The sequence below is a fragment of the Ruegeria sp. CH11 genome (assembly GCF_056537105.1).
This window is the reverse complement of sequence record NZ_JBQFQX010000017.1, coordinates 1-23330: the sequence shown is the minus strand read 5'-3', so window position 1 is coordinate 23330 and position 23330 is coordinate 1. Positions and strand designations below refer to the sequence as shown.

The 23330-nt window shown below is 57.7% G+C and carries 21 protein-coding genes and 1 pseudogene; 14 read left to right on the top strand and 8 right to left on the bottom strand.

Annotated features, from left to right (window positions below; translation table 11 throughout):
- Positions 1 to 30: 30 nt before the first annotated feature.
- Positions 31 to 1092, bottom strand: a complete 1062-nt coding sequence (cyoA, locus tag ACR0LX_RS19220; protein ID WP_480785102.1) for a ubiquinol oxidase subunit II — start codon at positions 1090 to 1092, stop codon at positions 31 to 33.
- A gap of 186 nt (positions 1093 to 1278) precedes the next feature.
- Between cyoA and ACR0LX_RS19215 the strand changes: the two genes are divergently transcribed.
- Complete coding sequence (locus ACR0LX_RS19215; protein ID WP_480785101.1) at positions 1279 to 2547, top strand: MFS transporter; 1269 nt, start codon at positions 1279 to 1281, stop codon at positions 2545 to 2547.
- Positions 2548 to 2561: 14 nt separating this feature from the next.
- Here the strand turns inward: ACR0LX_RS19215 and ACR0LX_RS19210 are convergent, their stop codons facing one another.
- The 7 genes from ACR0LX_RS19210 to ACR0LX_RS19180 form a co-directional block, all read right to left on the bottom strand.
- Positions 2562 to 3551, bottom strand: a complete 990-nt coding sequence (locus tag ACR0LX_RS19210; RefSeq protein ID WP_480785100.1) for a sterol desaturase family protein — start codon at positions 3549 to 3551, stop codon at positions 2562 to 2564.
- Between the two features lie 66 nt (positions 3552 to 3617).
- Entirely contained in the window at positions 3618 to 5018 is a 1401-nt protein-coding gene (locus ACR0LX_RS19205) for a DUF4856 domain-containing protein (RefSeq protein ID WP_480785099.1), read from the bottom strand.
- A gap of 291 nt (positions 5019 to 5309) precedes the next feature.
- Positions 5310 to 6686 (bottom strand): DUF4384 domain-containing protein, encoded by a 1377-nt coding sequence (locus tag ACR0LX_RS19200; RefSeq protein WP_480785098.1) that lies wholly within the window; start codon positions 6684 to 6686, stop codon positions 5310 to 5312.
- Positions 6683 to 7093 (bottom strand): ExbD/TolR family protein, encoded by a 411-nt coding sequence (locus tag ACR0LX_RS19195; RefSeq protein ID WP_480785097.1) that lies wholly within the window; start codon positions 7091 to 7093, stop codon positions 6683 to 6685. The genes ACR0LX_RS19200 and ACR0LX_RS19195 overlap by 4 nt, the downstream gene beginning before the upstream one ends.
- Positions 7090 to 7524 (bottom strand): ExbD/TolR family protein, encoded by a 435-nt coding sequence (locus ACR0LX_RS19190; protein WP_480785096.1) that lies wholly within the window; start codon positions 7522 to 7524, stop codon positions 7090 to 7092. Before ACR0LX_RS19190 ends, ACR0LX_RS19195 begins: the two co-directional genes overlap by 4 nt.
- Before the next feature lie 10 nt (positions 7525 to 7534).
- On the bottom strand, positions 7535 to 8155 hold the full coding sequence (locus ACR0LX_RS19185; protein WP_480785095.1) for a MotA/TolQ/ExbB proton channel family protein: 621 nt from the start codon (positions 8153 to 8155) through the stop codon (positions 7535 to 7537).
- A 3-nt stretch (positions 8156 to 8158) separates the two neighbouring features.
- Complete coding sequence (locus tag ACR0LX_RS19180) at positions 8159 to 8575, bottom strand: hypothetical protein (protein ID WP_480573530.1); 417 nt, start codon at positions 8573 to 8575, stop codon at positions 8159 to 8161.
- A gap of 70 nt (positions 8576 to 8645) precedes the next feature.
- Here ACR0LX_RS19180 and ACR0LX_RS19175 point away from each other — a divergent pair, with 70 nt between their 5' ends.
- The 13 genes and pseudogenes from ACR0LX_RS19175 to tssB (ACR0LX_RS19115) form a co-directional block, all read left to right on the top strand.
- Positions 8646 to 8852, top strand: a complete 207-nt coding sequence (locus tag ACR0LX_RS19175) for a hypothetical protein (protein WP_480573533.1) — start codon at positions 8646 to 8648, stop codon at positions 8850 to 8852.
- A 148-nt stretch (positions 8853 to 9000) separates the two neighbouring features.
- The gene (gene tssA, locus ACR0LX_RS19170) at positions 9001 to 10035 is read left to right on the top strand and encodes a type VI secretion system protein TssA (protein ID WP_480785094.1); all 1035 of its coding nucleotides are present in this window, start codon (positions 9001 to 9003) and stop codon (positions 10033 to 10035) included.
- 67 nt (positions 10036 to 10102) lie between these two features.
- Positions 10103 to 10618, top strand: coding sequence for a type VI secretion system contractile sheath small subunit (tssB, locus tag ACR0LX_RS19165; protein ID WP_039526464.1), 516 nt, complete (start codon positions 10103 to 10105; stop codon positions 10616 to 10618).
- Between the two features lie 3 nt (positions 10619 to 10621).
- Positions 10622 to 12118 (top strand): type VI secretion system contractile sheath large subunit, encoded by a 1497-nt coding sequence (gene tssC, locus ACR0LX_RS19160; protein WP_480573539.1) that lies wholly within the window; start codon positions 10622 to 10624, stop codon positions 12116 to 12118.
- Between the two features lie 92 nt (positions 12119 to 12210).
- A complete protein-coding gene (locus tag ACR0LX_RS19155; protein ID WP_480573542.1) occupies positions 12211 to 12705 on the top strand; it encodes an Hcp family type VI secretion system effector in 495 nt (164 codons plus the stop codon).
- Positions 12706 to 12787: 82 nt separating this feature from the next.
- The gene (locus ACR0LX_RS19150; protein ID WP_480573545.1) at positions 12788 to 13609 is read left to right on the top strand and encodes a type VI secretion system accessory protein TagJ; all 822 of its coding nucleotides are present in this window, start codon (positions 12788 to 12790) and stop codon (positions 13607 to 13609) included.
- On the top strand, positions 13602 to 14096 hold the full coding sequence (tssE, locus tag ACR0LX_RS19145) for a type VI secretion system baseplate subunit TssE (RefSeq protein ID WP_480573548.1): 495 nt from the start codon (positions 13602 to 13604) through the stop codon (positions 14094 to 14096). The genes ACR0LX_RS19150 and tssE overlap by 8 nt, the downstream gene beginning before the upstream one ends.
- Before the next feature lie 5 nt (positions 14097 to 14101).
- Complete coding sequence (tssF, locus tag ACR0LX_RS19140; protein ID WP_480785093.1) at positions 14102 to 15979, top strand: type VI secretion system baseplate subunit TssF; 1878 nt, start codon at positions 14102 to 14104, stop codon at positions 15977 to 15979.
- Positions 15943 to 17013: a type VI secretion system baseplate subunit TssG gene (gene tssG / locus ACR0LX_RS19135; protein ID WP_480785092.1), complete on the top strand. Its 1071-nt coding sequence runs from the start codon at positions 15943 to 15945 to the stop codon at positions 17011 to 17013. The genes tssF and tssG overlap by 37 nt, the downstream gene beginning before the upstream one ends.
- A gap of 2 nt (positions 17014 to 17015) precedes the next feature.
- Positions 17016 to 19733: a type VI secretion system ATPase TssH gene (tssH, locus tag ACR0LX_RS19130; RefSeq protein WP_480785091.1), complete on the top strand. Its 2718-nt coding sequence runs from the start codon at positions 17016 to 17018 to the stop codon at positions 19731 to 19733.
- A 48-nt stretch (positions 19734 to 19781) separates the two neighbouring features.
- Entirely contained in the window at positions 19782 to 20933 is a 1152-nt protein-coding gene (locus tag ACR0LX_RS19125; RefSeq protein ID WP_480573560.1) for a hypothetical protein, read from the top strand.
- Between the two features lie 68 nt (positions 20934 to 21001).
- On the top strand, positions 21002 to 21856 hold the full coding sequence (locus ACR0LX_RS19120; RefSeq protein ID WP_480573563.1) for an ion transporter: 855 nt from the start codon (positions 21002 to 21004) through the stop codon (positions 21854 to 21856).
- A pseudogene (tssB, locus tag ACR0LX_RS19115) lies at positions 21849 to 22331 on the top strand (type VI secretion system contractile sheath small subunit); the annotation flags it as partial. The gene ACR0LX_RS19120 and the pseudogene tssB (ACR0LX_RS19115), both read left to right, overlap by 8 nt.
- Positions 22332 to 23330 lie beyond the last annotated feature (999 nt).

Here is a 23330-nt window from a genome sequence, read left to right as displayed (position 1 = left end):
GTTATCTTTCCGTTTCTTATTCGTTACAGGTCAGTCAGCGGCCGCCGGAGGAACCAGCGTCATCGCAGTAGTGATTTCGTCCTCGCGGATACGCATGTCCGGCCGGATCATCGCCATCAGCGCACCCGAATTGTCGGCCGAGCAGATGCCGCGGAACATTTCGCGGTTCCAAAGCCCTTCAAGCCCGCCGCCGCCCAAGGCATCAACCATCATCATGTCGTTCAGACACAGGGCGTCGTCGTAGATGCAGAGATTGACGATCTTGTCCCACAATCCATCCTCGACCGAGTCGTAGTAGGTCACCGGGTGCGAAATGCTGGGCTGGTTCAGCTGCGCAATCGTCTCACGATCCAACGCAGAGCCTTGCGCGCGCACCTGTTCCACCCAGGCATCGAAATCGGCCTGATCCTTGCCGTGGAACTTGAACCGCATTTGCGAAAAGCCTTCGCCGCTATAATTGGCCGAGAACCCGTCATAGACGCCCGGCTTGTTGATCACGGCGTTCAGCTCGGTCTGCATGCCCGACATGGCATAGATTTGACCGGCCAGTGCCGGTACGAAGAACGAATTCATCACTGTGGTCGACGTTATCTCGAACTTAATCGGTCGATCCACGATGGCGGCAACCTCGTTTACGGTCGCGATCCCCTCTTCGGGGTAGATGAACAGCCATTTCCAGTCCATCGCCGAGACCTGAATCACCATCGGATCAATATTCGGGTCAATCTCTTGCCCGTCGGAAAGACGTGTCAGCGGTTGATACGGGTCCAGCCGGTGCGTTGCCACATAGGTTAGACCGGCAAGGCAGATGATGATCGCAAGCGGCACCGACCAGATGATGATCTCGAGGCTGGTGGAATGATCCCAGTCGGGCTCATACGTGGCTTTCTTGTTCGAGGCGCGGTATTTCCAGGCAAAGAATACTGTCAAAGCCATGACAGGTACGATGATGATCAGCATCAGGACTGTCGAATACAATATCAGATCGGCCTGCTGCATCGCCACGTCACCCGAGGGGTTCAGAACAACCATATCGCACCCTGCCAGAGTGATGATCGTTAGAAGGAGTGCGACGGAAACTGCGCGCTTCATTTCTTTCGACTCATGGATCGGTTTTGGGATGAGGAATTGCTAAGCTGGCGAGACATTTGACGAACCTCTGCTTGCGTTACCTCTTGTGCAAGTTTTGCAGTCATGCTGCAATGCGACAAAAGATGACCCGCACAATTACCTTTGGCGTGACGCTCCGGAAACTTTGGGTCTGTACGGGAGTATAGCATGACCAGCGTTGACAACACAAAACGTTACACAGCCACAATCGACGAGGTGATCACCACCGTTGTCATGGCGCGTGTCACTGATTTCTTTGGGTTTTTTGTCTACGCCATCGCGTCGGCCCTGGTTTTCCCCAGGCTGTTTTTCCCCATGCTCGACCCTCTGGCGGGTACGCTGGCGTCATTTGCTATCTTCTCGCTTGCATTTCTGGCGCGACCCATTGCCAGCCTCGCGGGACGCACGCTGCAATATAAGATCGGGCGAGTCGGGAAGGTCACGCTGGCCCTGTTTTTGCTGGGAACGTCGACGGTCGCCATCGGTTTGTTGCCCGGATACGAGAAAATCGGCTGGCTTGCGCCGGTTTTTCTGGCTGTTTTGCGGATTTTGCAGGGGCTGGGACTTGGCGGCGCCTGGGACGGGTTAACCTTGCAATTGCAAAATGCCGCACCCGCCCATCGCAAGGGTGTCTATGCGATGGTTCCGCAACTGGGCGGACCAATTGGTTTTGTTGTCGCCGCGTCGATCTTTTATGTGCTCCACGGCTTTCTGACCGAGGAGGAGTTCCTCAAATGGGGCTGGCGCTTTGCGTTCTTTGCTGTGATGGCGGTCAACGTGGTCTCGTTATATGCCCGCGTTCGGCTGCTGAATTCGGATTTGGGTGTCGAGCCCGAGGTCACTGAGTCAGCTCCGTTGAAGGAACTGGTTCAGAACCAAGGCCGGACGATATTGCTGTCTGCGTTCCTGCCGCTCGCCAGCTATGCCCTGTTCCACATGGTCACCGTTTTCCCACTGGCGTTTGCCGCGATTTACGAGCGGTTTGAAATCACCGAAGTCCTGACCGTGCAGTTGATCGGTGGAGCGCTGGCGATCCTGACAGTGATCGCATCCGGATTGTTGGCGGATCGGTACGACCGGCATTTTGTGATCAAACTCAGCTCGATCCTGATTGTTGTGCTCAGCCTGATGATCGGCACCCTGGCACATTATCCCTATGCCTATATCATCTTCGGTTTTCTGGTCCTGGGCTTGGCCTATGGTCAGGCAAGCGCGATCGTGCCCAAGCAGTTTCCGAGGCGTTACCGGTATTCAGGTTCTGCCATGGCGACGAACCTGTCCTGGATATTCGGAGCCGCCTTCGCCCCGCTGATCGGGATCGGACTGACGGCGGCGTTTGGTCTTTGGGCGGCAGGCCTTTATCTGCTATCAGGCGCGGTTGTCACATTTATGGCGCTGCATCTCATGAACAAGCGCGGCGTGCCCGAGGGCGACTGACGCTATTTTCGATCTCAGCGGCTGCGAATGAACTGTCGTTTCCGACGGTCGCGCAACCTGTCGTATCGACGGTGCAAAATCTGTGCGATATCGGCGAAGGGGCGCAGATAGATATCCAACACGCGGGACGGGTGCGCCTCTGACGCGTGCAGGCCAAACTTCAGATCAGTGTCCGGTTCGGACAGGTGCAGCGAGCCGAACAGCCAGTCCCAAACCGCAAAAGCGACGCCAAAGTTCTTGTCGTGGTGCTTTCGGGCAATCGAATGATGCACTTGATGTTGCGCTGGAGAGATCAGGATGTGCTCCAGCCAGGGCCAATAGTGGATCGAAACATGCGAATGCCGCAGGTTTGACCCGGTTACATGAAATACGAATGACAGCGCGTTGACCCCCAACACAGTATAAAGGTCTACCGCGCTGCCGAAGAAGAATAGGAACAGCGCCATCGTTGTCCCCTGAGCAACCGCGCTGCGCAACGCATAGAGGATGCCTTCAAGCGGGTGGGTCCGATAGACTGTGATAGGCGTTAAGGTTTCGGCGGAATGATGGGTCTTATGAATCGCCCAAAGCACTGGCCAATGGTGCATCCAGCGATGCACCAGATATTTGGTGAAATCGTCGACGATAAAGATTGTCGCCGTAAACAGGGCCACGATCAGCGCGGCTGGGGTTTCGGACAACACCCCGCGTTGCAGAAAGGGAACGTCGTGCAGCGCGTAATATAGCAGGGTCCCGATTGCCAGCTGCGACACCAGCAACGGCGATACGAACATCATGAAAACGCGATTGATGACGAAGATCTTGTAGTCTGCTCTGGCCGAGGGGGAAAACAGGATCTTGCGGTCGAAAACCTGCTGTAATGCGCGCTTGACGGATGACCGGCGGGCTGCGACCAGCCACAGAACTGCGATCAACACCGTCAAAAACAGGTACCCGAAAAAGACGCGCTTCTTCGGGTTCGAAAAATCGGCAAGGACCGAGGTTATGGGCTCGAAAATATCCAATACACGCGTCTCGGCTGTAACCCCGGCGGCGATTACAAACCGCCGCCGGGTTGGGTCAAGTCACCCTTAGTCGTTCTCGGCCGAGACGTTTTCACCCAGCTTTTCAGCCAACGCAGCCAGATCAGCTGTCGCATCATTGGCGCGGCTTTCGATCCCGAAAGTATCGATAAGCAGTTTCTGAACTTTCAGCATGTTGACCTGATAATCCTCCAGCGTCATCTCGCGGCCACGGACAAAATTGCCCTCTGCGTCGATGTCCGAGACCATCAGACCATCCGGCATCGCCGGACCAAAGCCGATCAGCCAGTTCAGGTCGATCGCAGTTGCGCCGAGATTGTTCTTGCCTGATTGCAGCGCCATCGAGAAGCCCTTCAGCTCACCCCAGTGCTTGGCATAGTCGCGCAGCGCCTTGTCAGTGTCCTCACCGGATTTGATCTTGTCGATATCCTGGTAGACCGAACCGGCGTATTTGAACGTGGCCTCGGCCAGTGTCTTTTCCCAGTTGGTTTCGATGATGTCAGCATAGTTCTTCAACTGCGCGCGTTGCTCATCGGTCAGGGCCTCACCATTTGCCGAAGCGATCAGAGCACGGCCATCGCGGAAGGCGTTGAAGATAGTGGTCATGTACTGGGTGTTCTTGTTGCCACCTTTGTCAGCACCTGCGGCGTAATAGGCCGGACCAAATACCATCTCGGTCTTCAGGTCGATAACGCCATCGCCATTGGCATCCGCAGCGGCCAGGTCTTTCTGCTTGGAAACGCCATAGTTCTGCTCGGGCGATAGGGTCACCGAATGCGCTGCGGCACCAAAGTAACCGAATGCTTCGTCCCAGCTGTGCTCTTTGCCTGTGTAATGCGCGCCCTCTGAATAGGGCTCGTTGTTGGGCTTGTTGTCGGCTTCCAGTTTTTCGTCGAGATAGTTGTCGACCGCCTGGTTATAGGCCATTGCGCCCAGCGTGAATTTCGAGATCAGCTGACCCCAATCCATGCCGTTGACCGGGTCATAACCCTGTTCGGACGCGGCGGCCATCTTGATCATCTGTAACGCCACATCGACGCCGGACTGGTTGCCTGGCCATGCTGGCATCGCGCCCTTGTAGAACTTGCCCGAGATGTTCTTGCCTTTGGAAATTTCATTCACGGTCGACTGCTTGACCGGGAAGCCGTCCTTGGACACCGGTGCGATGATCGCCAGATCTTCGTCGGATCCGTTGAAATAGGCCAGCATCAGGGCCTCGACTTCGGCCGCGTTGTTGCCGCCATCACCTTTGGCCGCTGCCTTCTTCAGGCTGTCATGCAGCACGTGGCGCGCGATCTGACCAGAATAGGACACCGAGTCGGTCTTGTCGCCCTCATAGCCTTTCACGGTCACAGGAAACGGGCCATAGGCTTGATCCGCCAGCGCCGCTCCGCCAATCAGCGTTGCAGCAACAAGCGCCGACGTAAGTTTCAGGTTTGATTTGAACATAGGGGTCCCTCAGTATTGTCCGACAAAAGGAGTCGGAAATTAATCTTGATTGTTTTAGTCAATCAATTGGGTGCAATGTCAAGGTAATTTCGAGTGAATGCGGAACATCGTTCTGAAAACACCCAATCGGCGCGCACTACAAACCAGGGATATGTGAACAACGGAGCCGCTTGAGAACTTTTCTCAAGGGTCAATGTCAGTGCTGAATAAGAATTCAAAAATAATTTAAATTCAGTATGCTACACCGATCACTTAAAGTCGTTTTTCTTAGACCGATTGTAGCCCCGGAAGCTACTGCGCTGACGTTGTAATGAAAAAATAAACCCATTCGCCTTTGAAATCCGGATGCCGGGCTCGGGCAGCAGACACGCGCTCTCTGAGAAACTCCAGATAGGCGTCGGCAGGCTCGATCAGCGGCCGGTCGGTGTCATAAAGTGGCTGCGACGCGGCAAAAGCTACGGCAATCTCTTGCCCGTAAGGTGGCCCGATCGTGATGAAAAGCCCCGGGTCGCCCTGATTTTGCGCGCCGATTTGCAAGGCAGATTTGGCCTGTGTCAATTGCAGCGGCGACGCGTCGTTCGGGCTGAGGTGGATGACCTGACCGTCCGCGTCGAAATAGTCGACATAGATGTAGGCGTCATAATCGGCACCTGTCAGGTCGAGGACCAGTTGCTGGCCTTCGGTATAGCGGAAGGCGCGTGCATGCACGTCTTCTCCCACCAGCAGCGGATTGGTGATCTGGTCGGTGGATTGCGGCAGGCCGACATCGGCGATCCCGCTCAGCGCGCCACATTGCGGGCGCGGCAAGACCAGCAGGTTGTCTGCAACCCGGATGTTCTCTCCCATCTGTGTCTGAAGCGCAGCCAACACGGGATTGCGCAGACCGTCTTCGGGAATATGGCCGATCAACTCAAGCGTATTGCTCTCGGGTTGGAACTGAACCTGCAGCCGGGAACATGGGACCTGAGACAGCAGACCGTCGATGCCGTCACGCACATCCTGCGCCTGCTGGCCTGCATCCCCGGGTTGCATGAAGCTTTGGAAGGCCGCAAGCGAGACAGGATCAATCGGCCCGTCACCGGTCGACGAAAACACATCCGAGGCCTTGGCTCGTTGTATGTCCGGTTTTGTTTGCGTTAGCGCGACGGGCTGGGCCTGAACCGCCTGTGCAGCCTGTGCGGCCGGTGCTGCCAACGCAACGGCCTGTGCCGGCACAATCTGGGGAGCAATTGCGCTCAAAGGCAGGTCTGCAGCGGAAACACTGGCCGGTGTTACGCTGGCGGCCTGAGCAGGGCGCGGAGTTTCGGTGATTTCGGGCAAAATAACCGGGGCTGCATCCAGCGTTTCGACGCTTTCCCCGATCCGCTCCAACGCCGGCAGAGCGCTGATCTCAGGTGCGGCGGCAGTCGCGGCGCTCTGGCGTATCACACCCTGTGCCAATCTTGGGCCCGACGCGTCGCCTGCCTGCGCGACATCTGCCTGCGGCCGTGTCTCGATGGCTTCGCTTTGTTTGACCCTATGGGCTGACAATTGCATCCGGGTTTCGGGTACGGGTTGTTCCGCGACAGGGTCGGGATCGATTGACCACAGCAGCACCCCAGCCCCCACGAGATGGAGCGCAATCGACCCGACCAGCCCAGCGCCCCATATGATTGGGGTGCGGATCACCGAACCGGACCCGGCGGCGTCACGACCAGCACAACGTCGCGTGCGCCCAGTGCCTCGAACTGAGCAATCAGAGGCAGCACGTCGCGCAAGGTGGCGTCTCGGTGGGCATTGATGCGGATCAGCGTCTCGGGCTGATCCGACAGCGCCAATTGCACGCGCGACACAACCTCGTCGCTTTGCACTTCCGTTCCGTCCAACGCCAAAACGCCGTCGGCGCTGACGGACAGAGTCAAACCCCCGGCGGGCATATCGGCACCGGTTTGGGCGACAGGTGGTGCCACGTCGAAAGGCGCCGTCGCATCCATTCGGCCAATCAACATGAAAAACACCAGCAGAAAGAAAACCACGTCGATCAATGCTATGATCGTTTCGGGGTGATGGCGGGGTGCTGGTCTGGTGATCCTCATGGGCGCGCCTCCAGCCGGACCACGCGCATATTGGTCACGCCAGCGGTCGTGACGACATCCATAACCGACACCAATGCCTGCATTCTGGCGCTGCCGGTCGGCAGGATTATCACCTGTGTGGCCGGTTCGATGAGAAGTTGATCGCTTAGCAAGGCAGAAAGGTCATCCAACTGATAGGGGCGCCCCCGAAAATAGGCTGTACCATCCGCGCCAACCCGGATCAGCATCGCGCCCTGGGCTTGCCCGCTTGCCTCGCTCTGCGATTGGGCAGGGCGGTCTTGCTGTGACAGCGCCGGGATCATATCGAGGTTCAGATAGGTGGACGTGACCATGAAGAACACGAGCAGGATCAGCATTACGTCGATCATCGGAACAAGCGAAATCAGCGGCCGTGTCAGCCTACGCCTGTTGAGGATGATCTCTTCGCTCATTGCCACCCCTTCAATCCACGCCGCGTTCCTCGATCACCATCAGACGACCGACCGCGTTTTCGATGGCCTGCGCCCCGGCTTCGGCGCGACCCGACAACAGCGACGCACCGACAGCCGCAGGGATCGCCACCAGAAGCCCGGCCGCTGTGGTCAGCAGCGCCTGCCAGATACCACCGGCCAGAACCGAGGCATTCGCCGCCCCTTGAGCCAGTTCAAGCTCTTGAAATGACTGAATCATGCCGGTCACGGTTCCCAACAACCCGAGGAGCGGCGAGATCATGGCGATGAGTTCCAGAACTCTGATCCACGTGGTCATTGACGCAAATTCCAGATTGCCGCGTCGGGTCAGTTCTGCCGTCAACGCTGGGCCTTTGAACCCCTCGATCAGCGCTTGCATCGCATAGGCGCAGACACGATCCGCAGGTGATTTGCCCGAGGCAACAGCCGCTTGGGCGCCCGCGCGATCGCCTTTCGACCACTCGACCAGAGCGCTGTCGCGTGACGCGCCGCCCGAGCGCACAGGGGCGAGTTGAATGGCCTTGACGACGATCAGGGTCAGCGACAGCAGAGACAGCAGCCCAAGCACAATCAGGATCGGCCCGCCGGTTCCAAGGTTCTCGAATCCCAACATGACTTATTGCGCCAGACTGGCCGAGGTCTTGCTGCCCAGCGACAGCAACGGAAAACAGTCCACGGGATCGGCGTTTTGTGGTTTGCAGGCGGGCAGATCGTGCAGCAGAATTTCCGAGATATTGGCGCAGTCGATTTCGGGGATCTCGAACAGCTTCAGGACGGTGCGCTGAACGGGCAGGGGGGAGGCGTCGATCGACAGCAGCCGGTCGATCACGCCGTTGCCGTCGAGAATGGCAAGCGACATCTCAAACTCTTCAAAACTGTTGTCGGTCTGGTTGCGAAACAAAAAGAACGCTCGGCACCCGCCGCTTTCACCGGCTTCGAACTTGTTCAATTCGATTGACAGCTTGCCCTCGTCGGCCGAAGCAGAAGATGCGGCCAGAGCCAGTGCGATTGCGCCAAAGATGCCAGGTCTCATGCTAATTTCCCCTTGTTCCCTTACGTCAACTTTTCCATTATCCGACTGAGTCCAATTTCTGGCCGGTTCGATGTTCGACGCAGCCCCGGTGGTCAAAGAACGCGATAATCGTGCTGTTGGCACGATCATTGCAGTATCAAGGGCCAACCGAAAAGAAGAAATATTGCGCGTGAGCGACAAGGAGCGATGGCTGTGCCTTGCGGGCGTTGCAGGGATCAAGCGCGGGCCACGACAGGCGCGCATATTGGATTTGACTTTATCGGGGGGATGCGGCTGATTTACCACAGGGTTAGCTGTTCAACCGCCGGGAAATTGCGAGTTGTCCAGTCATGTGAACTAATTCATACACGCAGCAGTCAAAGCTGCGGTAAGCGACGAAAAAAGCGACAACAAGCTGCCAAGGCACAAGACGGTTCGGGGAGAACATGGATCTATCATCTTATTTGGAACCAAGGGACGACGAGTCGCCAAGCGGCGAGAATCTGGAATATGATCCGGCGTTCACCGACCTTGAGATCGCGGCCCAACCGGGCGAAGAGCGTCAGATGGGTGACGAGGTTGTCGCCGCCGAAGAGCAGGATTGGGGCGACGTGGAATCCAAGGCGCTGGCCGTCATGGACAAAAGCCACGACCTGCGCGCCGCTGTTTATCTGGCCGAGGCCGTGCTTCACACCAAGGGCCTGCCTGCTTTTGCTGCGTCGATCGGCTATGTGAAGTCTTTGTTGGAAGACAGCTGGGATACCTGTCACCCCGAATTGGACGAAGATGACGGCGACGCCACGATGCGGATCAACGCCGTGCGCGGGATCGCATCTTCTGACCGTATGGTGCGGGCTCTGCGCCGCACCGGTCTGACCGATAGCCGCATGTTCGGACAGATGACCCTTCGGCATCTGGACGTCGTCGATGGCCGCATCAACATGCCTGCCGATCTTGACGACATACCGGATGAGAACTCGGTTGCGGCAGCGTTCAAGGATACCGACGACGAGGTCCTGTCGGCCAATGCCGAAGCGGCTGCGTCCGCTTTGGATGATGTTACGGCCATCGATGCGATCTTTAGCGACAAGACGCCGGGCGAAGGCCCGGACCTTGATCCGCTGTCCGAGGCACTGAAAAGCATCAAGCAAGCGTTGGCGCGGTATGCCGATGTCGGGGAAATTGCCGACGCGGACAGCGGCGATGACGAGGCCCCGGCGGCCGCCGCACCCGGCGCACCGGCGCGGGGTCCTTCCGGTGGCGGGGCGATCAACTCGCCCGACGATGTCACGATGATGTTGGACCGCATCATGGATTATTACGCGCGCTGCGAACCCTCCAGCCCGCTGCCAGTTCTGCTGGAACGGGCAAAGCGCCTTGTTAATGCCGATTTTCTGACGATTATCGAAGACATGGCGAAAGAGGGTCTGGACGAGGTTCGTCAGATTGGCGGCCTGAAGGAAGATGATGACGATTATTGATCCTCGCCGATCATGCGGCGGTAACGGATTGAAAAGAAACACTGATGGATGAATCGAGGAGCACCAGATGGCCGATAGTTCACAAAAATTCATAGCCCGGAACAGGGCTCCGAGGGTTCAGATCGAATATGATGTGGAGCTGTACGGAGCTGAAAAGAAAGTTCAGTTGCCCTTCGTCATGGGCGTCATGAGCGATCTGGCCGGAAAATCCGAGGTTGAGCAGCCCGCAGTTGCGGACCGCAAGTTCCTTGAGATCGATGTCGACAATTTCGATGATCGGATGAAGTCGATGGCCCCTCGCGCAGCGTTCACCGTGCCGAACACGCTGACTGGCGAAGGCAACCTGGCTGTCGATATTACGTTCGAGAGCATGGACGATTTCAGCCCGGCCGCGATTGCCGCCAAGGTCGAGCCGCTCAAGGAACTTCTGGATGCGCGCACCCAGTTGTCCAACCTGATGACATATATGGACGGCAAGACCGGTGCCGAAGATCTGATTTCCAAGATCATGCAGGACCCAAGCTTGCTGAAGACACTGGCAGCCCAGCCCAAACCGGGCGGCGACGCCGCCGAGGAGGAATAAAAGATGGCCGAAGAAGAAGCCAAGGTAGAAGCCGCCGAAGGCGCAACAGCATTTGGATCCTCGGAATTCGAGGCTTTGCTGACCAAAGAATTCCGTCCGAAATCCGATCAGGCAAAAACCGCCGTTGAAAGCGCGGTCAAAACGCTGGCCGAACAGGCGCTGGCCAACACAGGTCTGATCTCGGACGATGCGCTGCGCTCGATCGAAGGCATCATTGCCGAGATCGACAAGAAGCTGACCGAACAGGTCAACCTGATCCTGCACCACGCAGATTTCCAGCAGATGGAAAGCGCATGGCGTGGTCTGCATTATCTGGTGAACAACACCGAAACCGACGAGATGTTGAAAATCCGCGTGATGAACATCTCGAAGAAAGACATGCACAAGACCCTGCGCAAGTTCAAAGGGACCGCATGGGATCAGTCGCCGATCTTCAAAAAGCTTTATGAAGAAGAATTCGGCCAGTTTGGTGGCGAACCCTATGGCTCGCTGGTTGCGGACTATCACTTCGACCACAGCCCGCAGGATATCGAGCTGCTGGGCGAGATGTCCAAGATCGCCGCTGCCGCTCACGCGCCGCTGATCACGGGGGCCAAACCCAGCCTGTTCCAGATGGACAGCTGGTCGGAACTGGCCAATCCGCGCGACCTGACCAAGATCTTCCAAACCCCGGAATATGCCGCATGGCGGTCCCTGCGGGAGAGCGAAGATTCCAAATATGTGGGTCTGGCAATGCCGCGTTTCCTGGGCCGTCTGCCCTATGGCTCCAAGACCGAACCGGTCGAGGAGTTCGCGTTCGAAGAAGACACCACAGGTGCCAACAGTGAAAACTACAGCTGGGTCAACGCGGCCTATGGCATGGCGGTGAACATCAACCGGTCGTTCAAGGAATACGGCTGGTGTTCGCGCATCCGGGGTGTGGAAAGCGGCGGTACGGTCGAAGGCCTGCCGGCGCATACTTTCCCGACCGACGATGGCGGCGTGGACATGAAATGCCCGACCGAGATTGCCATTTCGGACCGGCGCGAGGCGGAACTGGCCAAGAACGGCATGATGCCCCTGATCCACCGCAAGAACAGCGATTCGGCGACCTTCATCGGCGCACAATCGCTGCACAAGCCTGCGGAATATGATGATCCGGACGCAACCGCGAACGCCAATCTGGCTGCACGCTTGCCCTACCTGTTCGCGACCTGCCGTTTTGCGCACTACCTGAAATGTATGGTGCGCGACAAAGTCGGCTCGTTCAAAAGCCGTCAGGATATGGAATCCTGGCTGCAGGAATGGATCAACCAATACGTTGATTTCAACGCCGATATTTCTGCCGAAGCGGAAAAGGCGCGCAAGCCGCTGGCCTCGGCCGAGGTCGTGGTCGAGGACGTAGAAGGGAACCCGGGCTATTATACGTCCAAGTTCTTCCTGCGCCCCCATTATCAGCTCGAAGGGCTGTCGGTTTCACTGCGGCTTGTCTCAAAACTTCCGTCCGAAAAAGCTGGGTAAATGACAAAAAAGTTGGCGGCATGTGATGTGTTTCACTGCCGCCGCTTTGGCTCTCCAGTATTTCAAAGACATCAACCTTAGAGGAAGGCAAAATGGAAAACGTATTCATCAAAATGGACTTCCCTGGCGAGGCCCGGGAAAAAGGACACACCGACTGGATCGCTTGTAAAGAGATCACCTGGAACGTCGAACGGACACTGGACATGGCCGACATGGGTACCACCCAGCGTGGCTACGCGAACGCGAATTTCGGCAAAGTCGAGTTGAACACGGAACTGAGCAAAGCTTCGGCAAAACTCATGACCTACGTTGCCTCGGGCAAATCCAACGCCGAGATGACGATCCACCTGTGCCGGTCGGGCGATGATGAAAAGAAAGGCATGGAGCCTTATCTGATCCTCACGCTGCGTGACGCCATCGTTGACAGCTACTCGGTGTCCGGCGGTGAAGAATCGATCCCGACCGAAAGCTGGACCGTCGCGTATCGCGGTATCTCGGTCAAATACAAGATTGCCGACTTCAAGACCGGCAAACTCAGCGACTGCAACGAGTTCAAGTGGAACCTGGAAACCGGCGACGTCAGCTGATTTTCCGAAACGATCCGGCTCTGGCGGTATACCATCGCCAGAGCTTTTCGCATTTTCTTCATCCTGACTGCGCGAGGGTTTCATGACGCCGGAAGAGCATCTTAAATCAGGCGATCTGGCGGCCACGCTGGCAACGCTGCAAGACAACATTCGCGCCAATCCCGCAGACGCCAAGCTGCGGATTTTTCTGTTTCAGCTGCTATGTGTCATGGGCGACTGGAAGCGCGCGATTACCCAGCTCAAGCTGAGCGCGGAAATGGACGAAGCGGCCACGATGATGGCCAAAACCTATCGCGAGGCAATCATTTGCGAGGTCTACCGCGAAAAGGTTTTTGCGGGCGAAAAAACCCCGATGATTTTTGGCGAGCCCGAAGAGTGGCTGGCCCATCTGATTGAAGCACAAAAATTGACAGCGGGCGGTCACTTCGATCAGGCTGCCGAATTGCGCGGGCGCGCATTCGATGCTGCCCCGGCGACCTCTGGAACCGTCAATGGCGAGGCTTTTGAGTGGATCGCGGATGCGGACATGCGTCTAGGTCCCGTGCTTGAGGTCATCGTGAACGGTCGCTATTTCTGGCTGCCTTTTGCGCAGATCGTGCGTTTGGATATCGAAGCCCCCAGTGACCTGCGAGATGCGGTTTGGACAGCCTGCACCCTGACGGTTGCCAGCGGAGGCGAAGTCGCGGCGCTTATCCCGACGCGCTATGCCGGTACAACAGATCAGGGCGACGACGCCGACCGGTTGGCAAGGGCGACAAACTGGGTCGATGCCGGGGCCGAGACCTTTGTCGGGCTGGGCCAGCGGTTGCTGACAACAGACAAATCCGACGTCGCGCTGCTGGATGTCCGCGAACTTGTACTGGATGTGGCCACAGAGGCCGGGGAAACGGCGGGAGATGGCTGAGAAGACACTTGCGGAACGACTGCAACCTTCACTTCTCGACCGGCTGACGGACAACGCACCGGATGAAAGGAAAGAGGGGCGCGACGCGCGTGTGATCGACGTTGGCCGCCTTCGGGAAATCATCCAGCGTGATCTATCGATGCTGTTGAACACCACCGATCAATCGGACCTGATCGACGAAGATGTCTATCCGCATGCAGCAAAGTCGGTGCTGAACTACGGAATTCGCGAAACCTCGGGGTCATTCTCGACCTTGCGGCAGGCGCAGCGCATCCAGAAATCCATTGCCGATTCGATCGAGGTGTTTGAACCTCGGATCGTGAAGGGCTCGGTCGCGGTTGACTTACGGTCCGAGAACAAAGCAGGCGACATGCATGTCGAGTTCGACATTCGCGCCGTGATGTGGGCGCAGCCGATGCCGCTGGAACTGTATCTGCGCAGCCGGGTCGATGTGACGACAGGCGAAGTCGCGATCGAGAGGAGCTAGGCGAAATGGACACACGGCTTCTCAAGCACTACGAAACCGAACTTGCCTTTCTGCGCGAAATGGGTGCGGAATTTGCCAATGCCTATCCAAAAATCGCTTCGCGTTTGGGGATGGAGGGGATCGAGGTCGTCGATCCCTATGTGGAACGCCTGCTGGAAGGCAGTGCCTTCCTGGCCGCGCGTGTACAGCTTGAACTGGATATGCAGTTCCCGACCTTCACGTCGAACCTGCTCGAAATCGTCTACCCGCATTATCTGGCGCCGACGCCGTCGATGATGATCGCGCAGCTTGAGCCCGATGTGGGCAATGCTGCGTTGAAAGAAGGGTATCCCATCGCGCGTGGCACGACGCTGCGCGCACGTCTGGCTGAGGGCGAACAGACGGCTTGCGAATTTGCCACGTCCTCGGATCTGACATTATGGCCGATCGAAATTACCGAAGCAGAGTATATCGACGGACGGGGCGAGCTTGTTGCTGCCGGGGTGGCCAAGGAAACCGACGCACGCGCCGGTATCAGGCTGCGCCTGAACCGGACCGATGGTGAGCCGATGGCGGATCTGGAGATGGACAGCCTTGTGCTGCATCTGAATACGCAAAGTGGCAAACCCTGGGCGCTGCATGAGTTGCTCAGCACGCAATGTGTTGGTCTGACCGGGCGATCCACCGACCGGCGCGCGGACTGGACTGTGCGGCTGATGGAGGCAGATGTCGTTCCGAAAGGCTTCGAGAGCAATGAGGCCCTGCTGCCCACGCCGCGCCAGTCCTTTGACGGATACCGTCTGCTGCAGGAATATTTTGCAATGCCCGAACGGTTCCTGTTTGTGGAGCTGACCGGGTTGAAGGCAGCGCTGAAACAGTCGGCTGGCACGGATGTCGATATCTATATCCTGTTGCAAGAGGGTATGCGCGACGTCTCACCTGCGGTGACCCCTACCGCTTTTACCCTGAATGCGGTGCCTGCGGTTAACCTGTTTCACCGTCGCTGCGACAGGGTGCACATCACCCAGATGGACACCGAGCACCACATTGTTCCGAACCGCACGGCCGGTTTGGACTATGAGATTTTCTCGATCGATCGCGTGATCGGCATTCAGGCGGATGAAGAGGGCGATATTCCTTTCCGCCCCTTTTATAGCGACACGGACCTGACGGCTGCGGGTGACAATCATTCCGCCTATTACACAGTCAAGCGCAGAATGCGTCAGCGGAATGAAAAGGAACGACTGCGCGGGGTGCGGACCTCGTATCTCGGGTCCGAGGTGTACCTGACGCTAGTGGACCGTGCGCAGGCCCCGTATCCCGGAACGCTGGAACAATTGGCGGTTGAAGCACTGTGTTCGAACCGCGATCTGCCAATGTTGCTGGCTGCTGGCGGTGACGGTGTGTTCCACCTGCCGGACGGCGGACCGGTCAAATCAATTCGAACGCCTGTGACGCCGACCCGACCGCATGCCACGCTTGCGCAGGGCGATGCCGCCTGGAAGCTGATCAGCCACCTTAGCCTGAATTACCTGTCGATTGCCGGCGACGGCAAAGACGGCGGTGCAGGCGCTTTGCGCGAACTGCTGGGAATCTACGCGCCCTTGGGCAATCGCGTGACTGAAAAGCAGCTTGAGGGCGTTGTCTCGGTCGCGAGCCGCCCAATCGTGCGCCGGATGAGCGACGAGGTGCTCAGCACTGCGGTTCGCGGTCTAGAAATCACACTTGGGTTCGACGAAAGCTTTTATGAGGGCACAAGCGTCTATGTGCTCGGTGCTGTGCTGGAACGGTTCTTCCGAAAATACACTACGATCAACAGTTTCACGGAAACGGTGTTGAAAACCGAACGAAGGGGAGAGATTGCCAGATGGCGACCGGCAGCCGGCCTTGGCAGGATCATCTAAGCCTGATCGCCGCGCTGGCGGCGGAGCCTGAAAAGCATCACATCTTTCAGGCGTTGCGCGTGATCGAGGCGCATTACGCCGATGCACCGCGCCTGGGGGAATCCCGTCGTCCGCGTCAGGATCAGGTGCGCCTTGGTCAGGACGTGTCACTGGCCTTTCCACCGAACACACTGACACGGTTTGACCCGGCTTCGGGCAATCAACCCGGTAAATTGAGCAATCTGTTTTTTGGTTTTTTTGGCCCGCAAGGGCCGCTGCCGCTGCATCTGACAGAATTTGCCCGGGATCGGTTGCGCAACCACCGAGATCCGACATTTGTCGCCTTCGCGGATATGCTGACGCACCGTCTGATGAGCTTGCTTTATCGTGCATGGGCCGCAGCGGAACCCGCGCCCAGTTTTGACCGTGGCGATGATCCGTTCGAACAGCGCGTAGCTGCGCTGGCGGGGTTCAAGGGTGCAGAATACTCGGACCGGGACGCGATGCCCGACATGCTGCGCCGGTTTTTTGCGGGGCATCTGGGGTCGGGAACCAAGACGGTTGAGGGCCTGATCGCGATTCTGTCCGATTATTTCGGCGTCGAGGCACATGTTCAGCAATTCGTCGGAACCTGGCTCGAACTTGAGCCGGATGATACCTGGCAGCTTGGTGGCCCGGCCCGACTTGGGCAATCGACCAGTATTGGCAATCGCGTGTGGTCGCGGTCGGCCAAATTTCGCATTCGGATCGGTCCGCTTTCGCTGGTGGACTACAAGCGTCTGCTGCCCGGGGGGGTGTCGCAGGAACGGCTCGAGGCCATTCTGCGGACCTATGCCGGGGACACGCTGGATTGGGAAGTCAATCTGGTTTTGTCCGGCGACGAGGTTCCGCGCGCGTCGCTTGGTGGAACAACCCAGTTGGGCCATACCAGTTGGATTCGAACCCGCGACGACCCGGAACAGGACAGACCGGATGCGGACGATCTGATCCTTTATCCCGGATACATAAACCAAGAATTCGAGGCCGCAGAACAGGCCCACAACGAGAGGTATTGAAGATGACGGAAATCAGCCGTGTTTCGCTGTTCGGCAAGCTGAACAAGCTGGGCTATCAGGCCATCGAAGGGGCCACCGTGTTCTGCAAGATGCGGGGCAATCCTTACGTCGAAATCCAGCACTGGCTACATCAGATTCTGAACGGTCAGGACAGCGACATTCACCGCATCATCCAGCACTACGATCTGGACCCGGGAAAGATCGCGTCCGAACTGACGCGGTCGTTAGACCTGTTGCCGCGCGGGGCGTCCTCGATCTCGGACCTCAGCGATCACCTGATGGACGCGATGGAGCGCGGCTGGGTCTGGGGTTCTCTGCTGTATTCCGACAGCAAGGTGCGGACGGGGTATTTGATATTGGGCATGCTCAAGACGCCTGCGCTGCGTAATATTCTGGCCAGCATGTCGCCGGAACTTGCCAAGATCGGGGCTGATGATCTGGCCGACAACTTTGGCGAGGCCACAGATGGCTCGCCCGAGGATACGCTGGGCGCACAGGATGGGTCCAACGTCGGCGGTGGAGCCGAGCCCGGCGAGGCGAGCGGCGCGATGGCGCCCGGTGCAATGGGCAAGGGTGAGGCGCTGGAGCAGTTCTGCACCGATCTGACCGAGCAGGCCCGCAATGGCGAGATCGACCCGATTGTGGGTCGCGACGAGGAAATCCGTCAGATTGTAGACGTGCTAATGCGCCGTCGCCAGAACAACCCGATCCTGACTGGTGAGGCCGGGGTGGGTAAGACCGCGGTGGTCGAAGGCTTTGCCCTGCGCATCGCGCGCGGCGACGTGCCGCCCGCGCTGAAGGATGTGCGCCTGCTGGTGCTGGATGTGGGCCTGCTGCAAGCGGGCGCGTCCATGAAGGGCGAATTCGAAAACCGTCTGCGTCAAGTGATTGACGAAGTGCAGGCCAGCCCGACGCCGATTGTGATGTTTGTCGACGAAACGCATACTCTGGTAGGTGCAGGCGGCGCAGCGGGCACCGGCGATGCCGCCAACCTTCTGAAACCCGCGCTGGCGCGCGGTACGCTGCGCACTATCGGCGCGACCACTTGGGCCGAGTACAAGAAATACATCGAGAAAGATCCGGCCCTCACCCGCCGTTTCCAGGTGGTGCATGTGGAAGAGCCGGATATCCCCAAGGCGGTTCTGATGATGCGCGGCATCGCCTCGATGCTGGAAAAACACCACCGCGTGCAGGTGCTGGACGAGGGGATCGAGGCGGCGGTGACTTTGTCCGCGCGTTACATCCCCGCTCGGCAGTTGCCGGATAAATCGGTCAGCCTTATGGATACCGCCTGTGCCCGCGTTGCGGTGTCTCAGCACGCGGTTCCGGCGGAAGTGGATGACAGCCAGCGCCGGATCGAGGCACTGACAACCGAGTTGGAGATCATCGAACGGGATGAAACCGCAGGCTATGACGTTGCCGACCGCCGCGAGGCTGTGAACGCCGCGAAAGAGTCCGAAGAGGCGCGGCTGGCCGAACTCAACGGGCGTTGGGAGGCTGAGAAAAAGGTCGTTGAGGAAATCCTCGAACTGCGGGCCAAGCTGCGCGCAGGTGGGCAAGAGGTCGAAGGCACCGGCACGGCCGAAGGCGAAGCCGCAACCGAAGAAGCCCCGGAAGGGCAACCGATCGACCGCGAGGCTCTGCTGGCTGAACTAAAAGCCAAGAATGCCGAACTCGAGGAATTGCAAGGCGACAGCCCGCTGATCCTGCCCATAGTCGATCACCAGGCGGTTGCCAGCGTGGTCGGCGATTGGACCGGTATTCCTGTGGGCCGGATGGTTAAGGATGAGATCGAAACGATCCTGAACCTCGAAGACCGCCTGGCGCAGCGGGTGATCGGTCAGGACCATGCGATGAAGATGATCGCCAAGCGGGTTCAGACCAGCCGCGCGGGGCTCGACAACCCGAACAAACCCATTGGCGTATTCATGCTGGCGGGCACCAGCGGCGTGGGCAAGACCGAAACCGCGCTTGCGCTGGCCGAGGTGCTCTATGGTGGTGAACAGAACGTCATCACCATCAACATGTCTGAATATCAAGAGGCGCATACCGTTAGCAGCCTGAAAGGCGCGCCTCCGGGCTATGTCGGCTATGGCGAGGGCGGCGTGCTGACCGAAGCGGTGCGGCGTAAGCCGTACTCGGTTGTCCTGCTGGATGAGGTCGAAAAGGCCCACCCGGACGTGCACGAGATCTTTTTTCAGGTTTTCGACAAGGGCGTTATGGAGGATGGCGAAGGCCGCGTGATCGACTTCAAGAACACGCTGATCCTGCTGACCTCGAATGTGGGCACGGAAATGATCATGGATATGTGCGCCGACCCGGACCTGATGCCTGACCCGGAAGGTATGGCAAAGGCACTGCGGGATCCGATGCTCAAGGTTTTCCCACCTGCATTGTTGGGGCGTTTGGTGACGATCCCCTATTACCCGCTCAGCCCCGATATGCTGGGCGAGATCACCAAGCTGCAACTTGGTCGCATTCAGAAACGCGTTCAACAGGCACATGGTGTACCTTTCGAATACACCGATGCGGTGGTCGATGAGATCGTCAACCGGTGTCAGGAACTGGACAGCGGTGGTCGCATGATCGACGCGATCGTGACCAACACGATGCTGCCGGATATTTCGGCAGAATTCCTAAAAAGAATGATGGAGGGCGAAGAAGTTTCCAAAGTCGTGATCGACGTCACAGACGGCGACTTCACTTATGGGTTTGACTAAGGGCGATCAATCGACGGTCGAAGCACATAGCATATTAGGAGAGAGAGAATGGCTGCATTTAGTACAAGCGCAAAACTGAACATCGGATACAAGGGCAAAATGTTCAAGCAGCCCAAATGCGAGTTTACGGTGGCCCACGCCGTGCCCGAGGGCGAGGACGAAACGGAAACCAAACTGCTGCGCGCCGCCTATGCCAAACTGTGGGATAAGAACTTTACCAAGCTTGAGAAAAAGCGTTCGGCCGAGTTCAAGAAGGCAATGGACGGCACCGAAAAGGACATCGAGAAAAAGGACTATTCGGAAGCGCAGCTGAAGAAATTCATCGAAACGGCGAACCAGCTGATCAAGCAGGGTCTCAAGACCTTCCAGAACGAGGTTCAGTCGCTGGCGACGACCTGCATGGAGCAGGTCTATGACTATGTCGAGAAAAAGCTGAAAAAGAAAATGACCCGCAAGAAGATTAAGACGGGTCTGAAAATCACGGCTTTGGTTCTGATCACGCTGGCTGTGGCGGCTGCATCCATCGCAGCAACAGTTCTGACCGGTGGTGTAGCGGCTGTTGTCATCGCGGCAGCGATCGGTACCGGTGTTGGCGCGCTGATCACCAGCGGCAAGACGATCAAGAAGGAATATGACAGCTACAAGGGTTTCCTTGAGAAGATCGAAAAGGACATCGCGGCGATCACCAAGGCTGTCGAGTATCAGGAGAAGAAAAAGAAAGCTTCTGAATTCCGCAAGCTGGGGCCGAAAGAAAAGGTCAAGCTGCTGATGGCTGGCACTTCGGGCCACGTCAAATCGTTGAAAAAGCATCTCGATGACGGTGCCACGCGGATGCTGTTGATGCGTAAGCACATGAACGAGGCGCTTGTGAAGGCGAATGACGCCCGCGAAAACGCCGATAAGATGAAAAGCCACCCGGACAAAGCCATCTCGGCCGAAGCCGCCGAGGCGGAACGTCTGGCGAAAGAAATGGCCTACAAGCTCGAAAAATTCGAAGTCAAAAAGAAGAAATACGACGAGCTGAAGGCCGAGGCCGCAAAGGTCATCAAGGATCTTGAAACCAAGGGTATCTGGGATGGTGGAAAACTGTCCAAGGCGATCAAGTTCGCGGAAGACCACGAAGATACCGCAAACTTCATGATCAGCGCGGGCAAGGCTCTGGCAAAGTCCGGCGCCAAGATTGTCAAAGCGGTAAAGTAAGCTGACTATTGCGGGCAGGATCGGTGTGAGGTCCGATGCTGCCCGCTTTGCACCAAGGAGTGACTCAGTTGGACTCTCGAACGGCCCCAGATCCCACGCTTCGTGAACGTGCCCGCGAATTTGTCGAGCGCAGGGTCGTCACGAATACCATTCTGGGCGTGATCATTTTCAATGCCATCACGCTGGGGCTGTCTACGTCACCCGCAGTTCAGGCCAATGTCGGTCATTTGCTGGTAGCTTTCGACAAAATCGTTCTGGGCATTTTTGTCGCCGAGCTTTTGGTGAAATTTTATGCCTATCGGCTGTCTTTCTTCAAAAACGCATGGAATATCTTTGACCTAGTGGTCGTAACGCTGGGCCTGTTGCCCAACCGCGACGGCCTATCCGCGTTGCGCGGTCTGCGGGTTATCCGTGCGATGCGCTTGCTGTCGGTCATACCGCAAATGCGTGCGGTGGTGCAGGCGCTGCTGGATGCGCTGCCCGGAATGGGCGCCGTGATCATCATGATCTCAATCGTGTTCTATGTCTTTGCCGTGATGGCCACGCTGATGTACGGGCCGGATTTCCCGGAATGGTTCGGCTCGCTCGGGCGGTCGCTCTATTCACTGTTCCAGATCATGACGCTGGAAAGCTGGTCCATGGGCATCGTGCGACCGGTGATGGAAGTACACCCGACAGCCTGGATCTTCTTTGTTCCGTTCATCGTGATCACCGCCTTTTCGGTGCTGAACCTGTTTATCGGCCTGCTGGTCAACACCATGCAATCAGCTGTCGAAGATGAATCGGTCGAGGAATTCTCGCATCTGCGCGATCTTGTGCGCAGTGAGACAGACATCGTCGATGAGCACGTCATGGAACTGATGCAGGAAGTCAAAGCATTGCGCCGCGAGGTGGCGGAGCTGAAGGGGCAGACCAATGGCTGACAGTTCGCAGAAGTTCATCGCCCGCAACCGCGCACCCCGCGTTCAGATCGAATATGATGTCGAGCTATACGGTGCCCAGAAAAAAGTTCAGCTGCCATTTGTCATGGGTGTGCTGAGTGACTTGTCGGGCAAATCCAAGGCCGAAACACCCGCAGTCTCGGACCGTAAGTTTCTTGAGATCGATGTCGACAATTTCGATGACCGGATGAAGGCGATGGCGCCTCGGGTTGAGTTCTCGGTGCCGAATACTCTGACGGGAGAAGGCAATCTTGCGGTTGATCTGACGTTTGAAAAAATGGCCGATTTCAACCCGGCGCAGATTGCGGCCAAGATCGAACCTCTGCGCAAACTGCTCGACGCGCGCACGCAATTGTCCACGTTGATGGCCTATATGGATGGCAAAGCCGGGGCAGAAACGCTGATCGAAAAGATACTTGCCGATCCGGCGTTGCTAAGCAGTTTGGCCAGCAGCCCGGTCGAGGTACAGGATCAACAAGCTGCGCTGGATGCGCTGCGCGACGCAGCGCCCGAGGTTGCGCCGCAGGATCATTCGGTCGAGGACGCATTGGCCTCATTGCCCGAAGCGCCATCAGAGGAACGCAGCGATACCTCGGCGGACGTGCTTTCAGATTTGGCCGCGACCGCACCCGAGGACGCGCCAGCGGATACATCGCTTGATGACGCGCTCGCTTCGTTGCCCGATGCCGCCGAGCCGTCGCAGGTCCAAGATGACGCCAGCGATGTTTTGTCAGATCTGGCGGCTACCGCGCCTGAAGACGCGGTTGAAGATACTTCGGTACAGGATGCGTTATCGTCGATTCCCGACGCCGTCCCAGATGAGGCCATTGACGAAACCGGCACTGTTCTGTCCGATCTGGCCGACATGGCCCCTGAAGACGTGGCGCTGGACAACGGCGTGGACGATGCCTTGGCATCGGTACCCGAATTGGAGGTCGATGAGGGTGAGGACGGAACCAGTGACATCCTGTCCGACCTCGCTGACACCGCTCAGGTAGACGAAGAGGAAGACACGGGTATTGAGGACGCCTTGTCTTCGCTGCCCGACGCCCCCGAGCCGGTTGAGGACGACCAATCGGATGTGCTGGGCGAATTGGCGGATGCGGCACCGGAAGACGAAGTTTCAGAAGACAGCGATCTGGATGATCTTCTGGGTGATCTGGCTGAAATGGCCACTGACGAGGCCGCCGAAGAGGACGAAACCGGCGACATATTGGCTGCGATGCCCGAAATCGAGGACATCGAAGAGACTGACGAAGCAGAAGATATTCTCGGGGATTTGGCAAATGCTGCACCCGAAGAGGAAACCGAAGACGATCTAGATGATCTTCTGGGCGATCTGGCCGACATGGCTCCGGACGAGGTCGCCGAAGAGGATGATACCGACGACATTCTGACTGCGATGCCCGAAGTCGAGGAGATCGAAGAGACTGACGAAGCAGAAGATATTCTCGGG

Excerpts from the sequence above, each read along its gene's own strand:
- cyoA (WP_480785102.1), bottom strand. The coding sequence starts at position 1,092 with ATGAAGCGCGCAGTTTCCGTCGCACTCCTTCTAACGATCATCACTCTG.
- ACR0LX_RS19215 (WP_480785101.1), top strand. The coding sequence starts at position 1,279 with ATGACCAGCGTTGACAACACAAAACGTTACACAGCCACAATCGACGAG.
- ACR0LX_RS19205 (WP_480785099.1), bottom strand. The coding sequence starts at position 5,018 with ATGTTCAAATCAAACCTGAAACTTACGTCGGCGCTTGTTGCTGCAACG.
- ACR0LX_RS19195 (WP_480785097.1), bottom strand. The coding sequence starts at position 7,093 with ATGAGGATCACCAGACCAGCACCCCGCCATCACCCCGAAACGATCATA.
- ACR0LX_RS19190 (WP_480785096.1), bottom strand. The coding sequence starts at position 7,524 with ATGAGCGAAGAGATCATCCTCAACAGGCGTAGGCTGACACGGCCGCTG.
- ACR0LX_RS19185 (WP_480785095.1), bottom strand. The coding sequence starts at position 8,155 with ATGTTGGGATTCGAGAACCTTGGAACCGGCGGGCCGATCCTGATTGTG.
- ACR0LX_RS19180 (WP_480573530.1), bottom strand. The coding sequence starts at position 8,575 with ATGAGACCTGGCATCTTTGGCGCAATCGCACTGGCTCTGGCCGCATCT.
- ACR0LX_RS19175 (WP_480573533.1), top strand. The coding sequence starts at position 8,646 with ATGTTCGACGCAGCCCCGGTGGTCAAAGAACGCGATAATCGTGCTGTT.
- tssA (WP_480785094.1), top strand. The coding sequence starts at position 9,001 with ATGGATCTATCATCTTATTTGGAACCAAGGGACGACGAGTCGCCAAGC.
- tssB (WP_039526464.1), top strand. The coding sequence starts at position 10,103 with ATGGCCGATAGTTCACAAAAATTCATAGCCCGGAACAGGGCTCCGAGG.
- tssC (WP_480573539.1), top strand. The coding sequence starts at position 10,622 with ATGGCCGAAGAAGAAGCCAAGGTAGAAGCCGCCGAAGGCGCAACAGCA.
- ACR0LX_RS19155 (WP_480573542.1), top strand. The coding sequence starts at position 12,211 with ATGGAAAACGTATTCATCAAAATGGACTTCCCTGGCGAGGCCCGGGAA.
- ACR0LX_RS19150 (WP_480573545.1), top strand. The coding sequence starts at position 12,788 with ATGACGCCGGAAGAGCATCTTAAATCAGGCGATCTGGCGGCCACGCTG.
- tssE (WP_480573548.1), top strand. The coding sequence starts at position 13,602 with ATGGCTGAGAAGACACTTGCGGAACGACTGCAACCTTCACTTCTCGAC.
- tssF (WP_480785093.1), top strand. The coding sequence starts at position 14,102 with ATGGACACACGGCTTCTCAAGCACTACGAAACCGAACTTGCCTTTCTG.
- tssG (WP_480785092.1), top strand. The coding sequence starts at position 15,943 with ATGGCGACCGGCAGCCGGCCTTGGCAGGATCATCTAAGCCTGATCGCC.
- tssH (WP_480785091.1), top strand. The coding sequence starts at position 17,016 with ATGACGGAAATCAGCCGTGTTTCGCTGTTCGGCAAGCTGAACAAGCTG.
- ACR0LX_RS19125 (WP_480573560.1), top strand. The coding sequence starts at position 19,782 with ATGGCTGCATTTAGTACAAGCGCAAAACTGAACATCGGATACAAGGGC.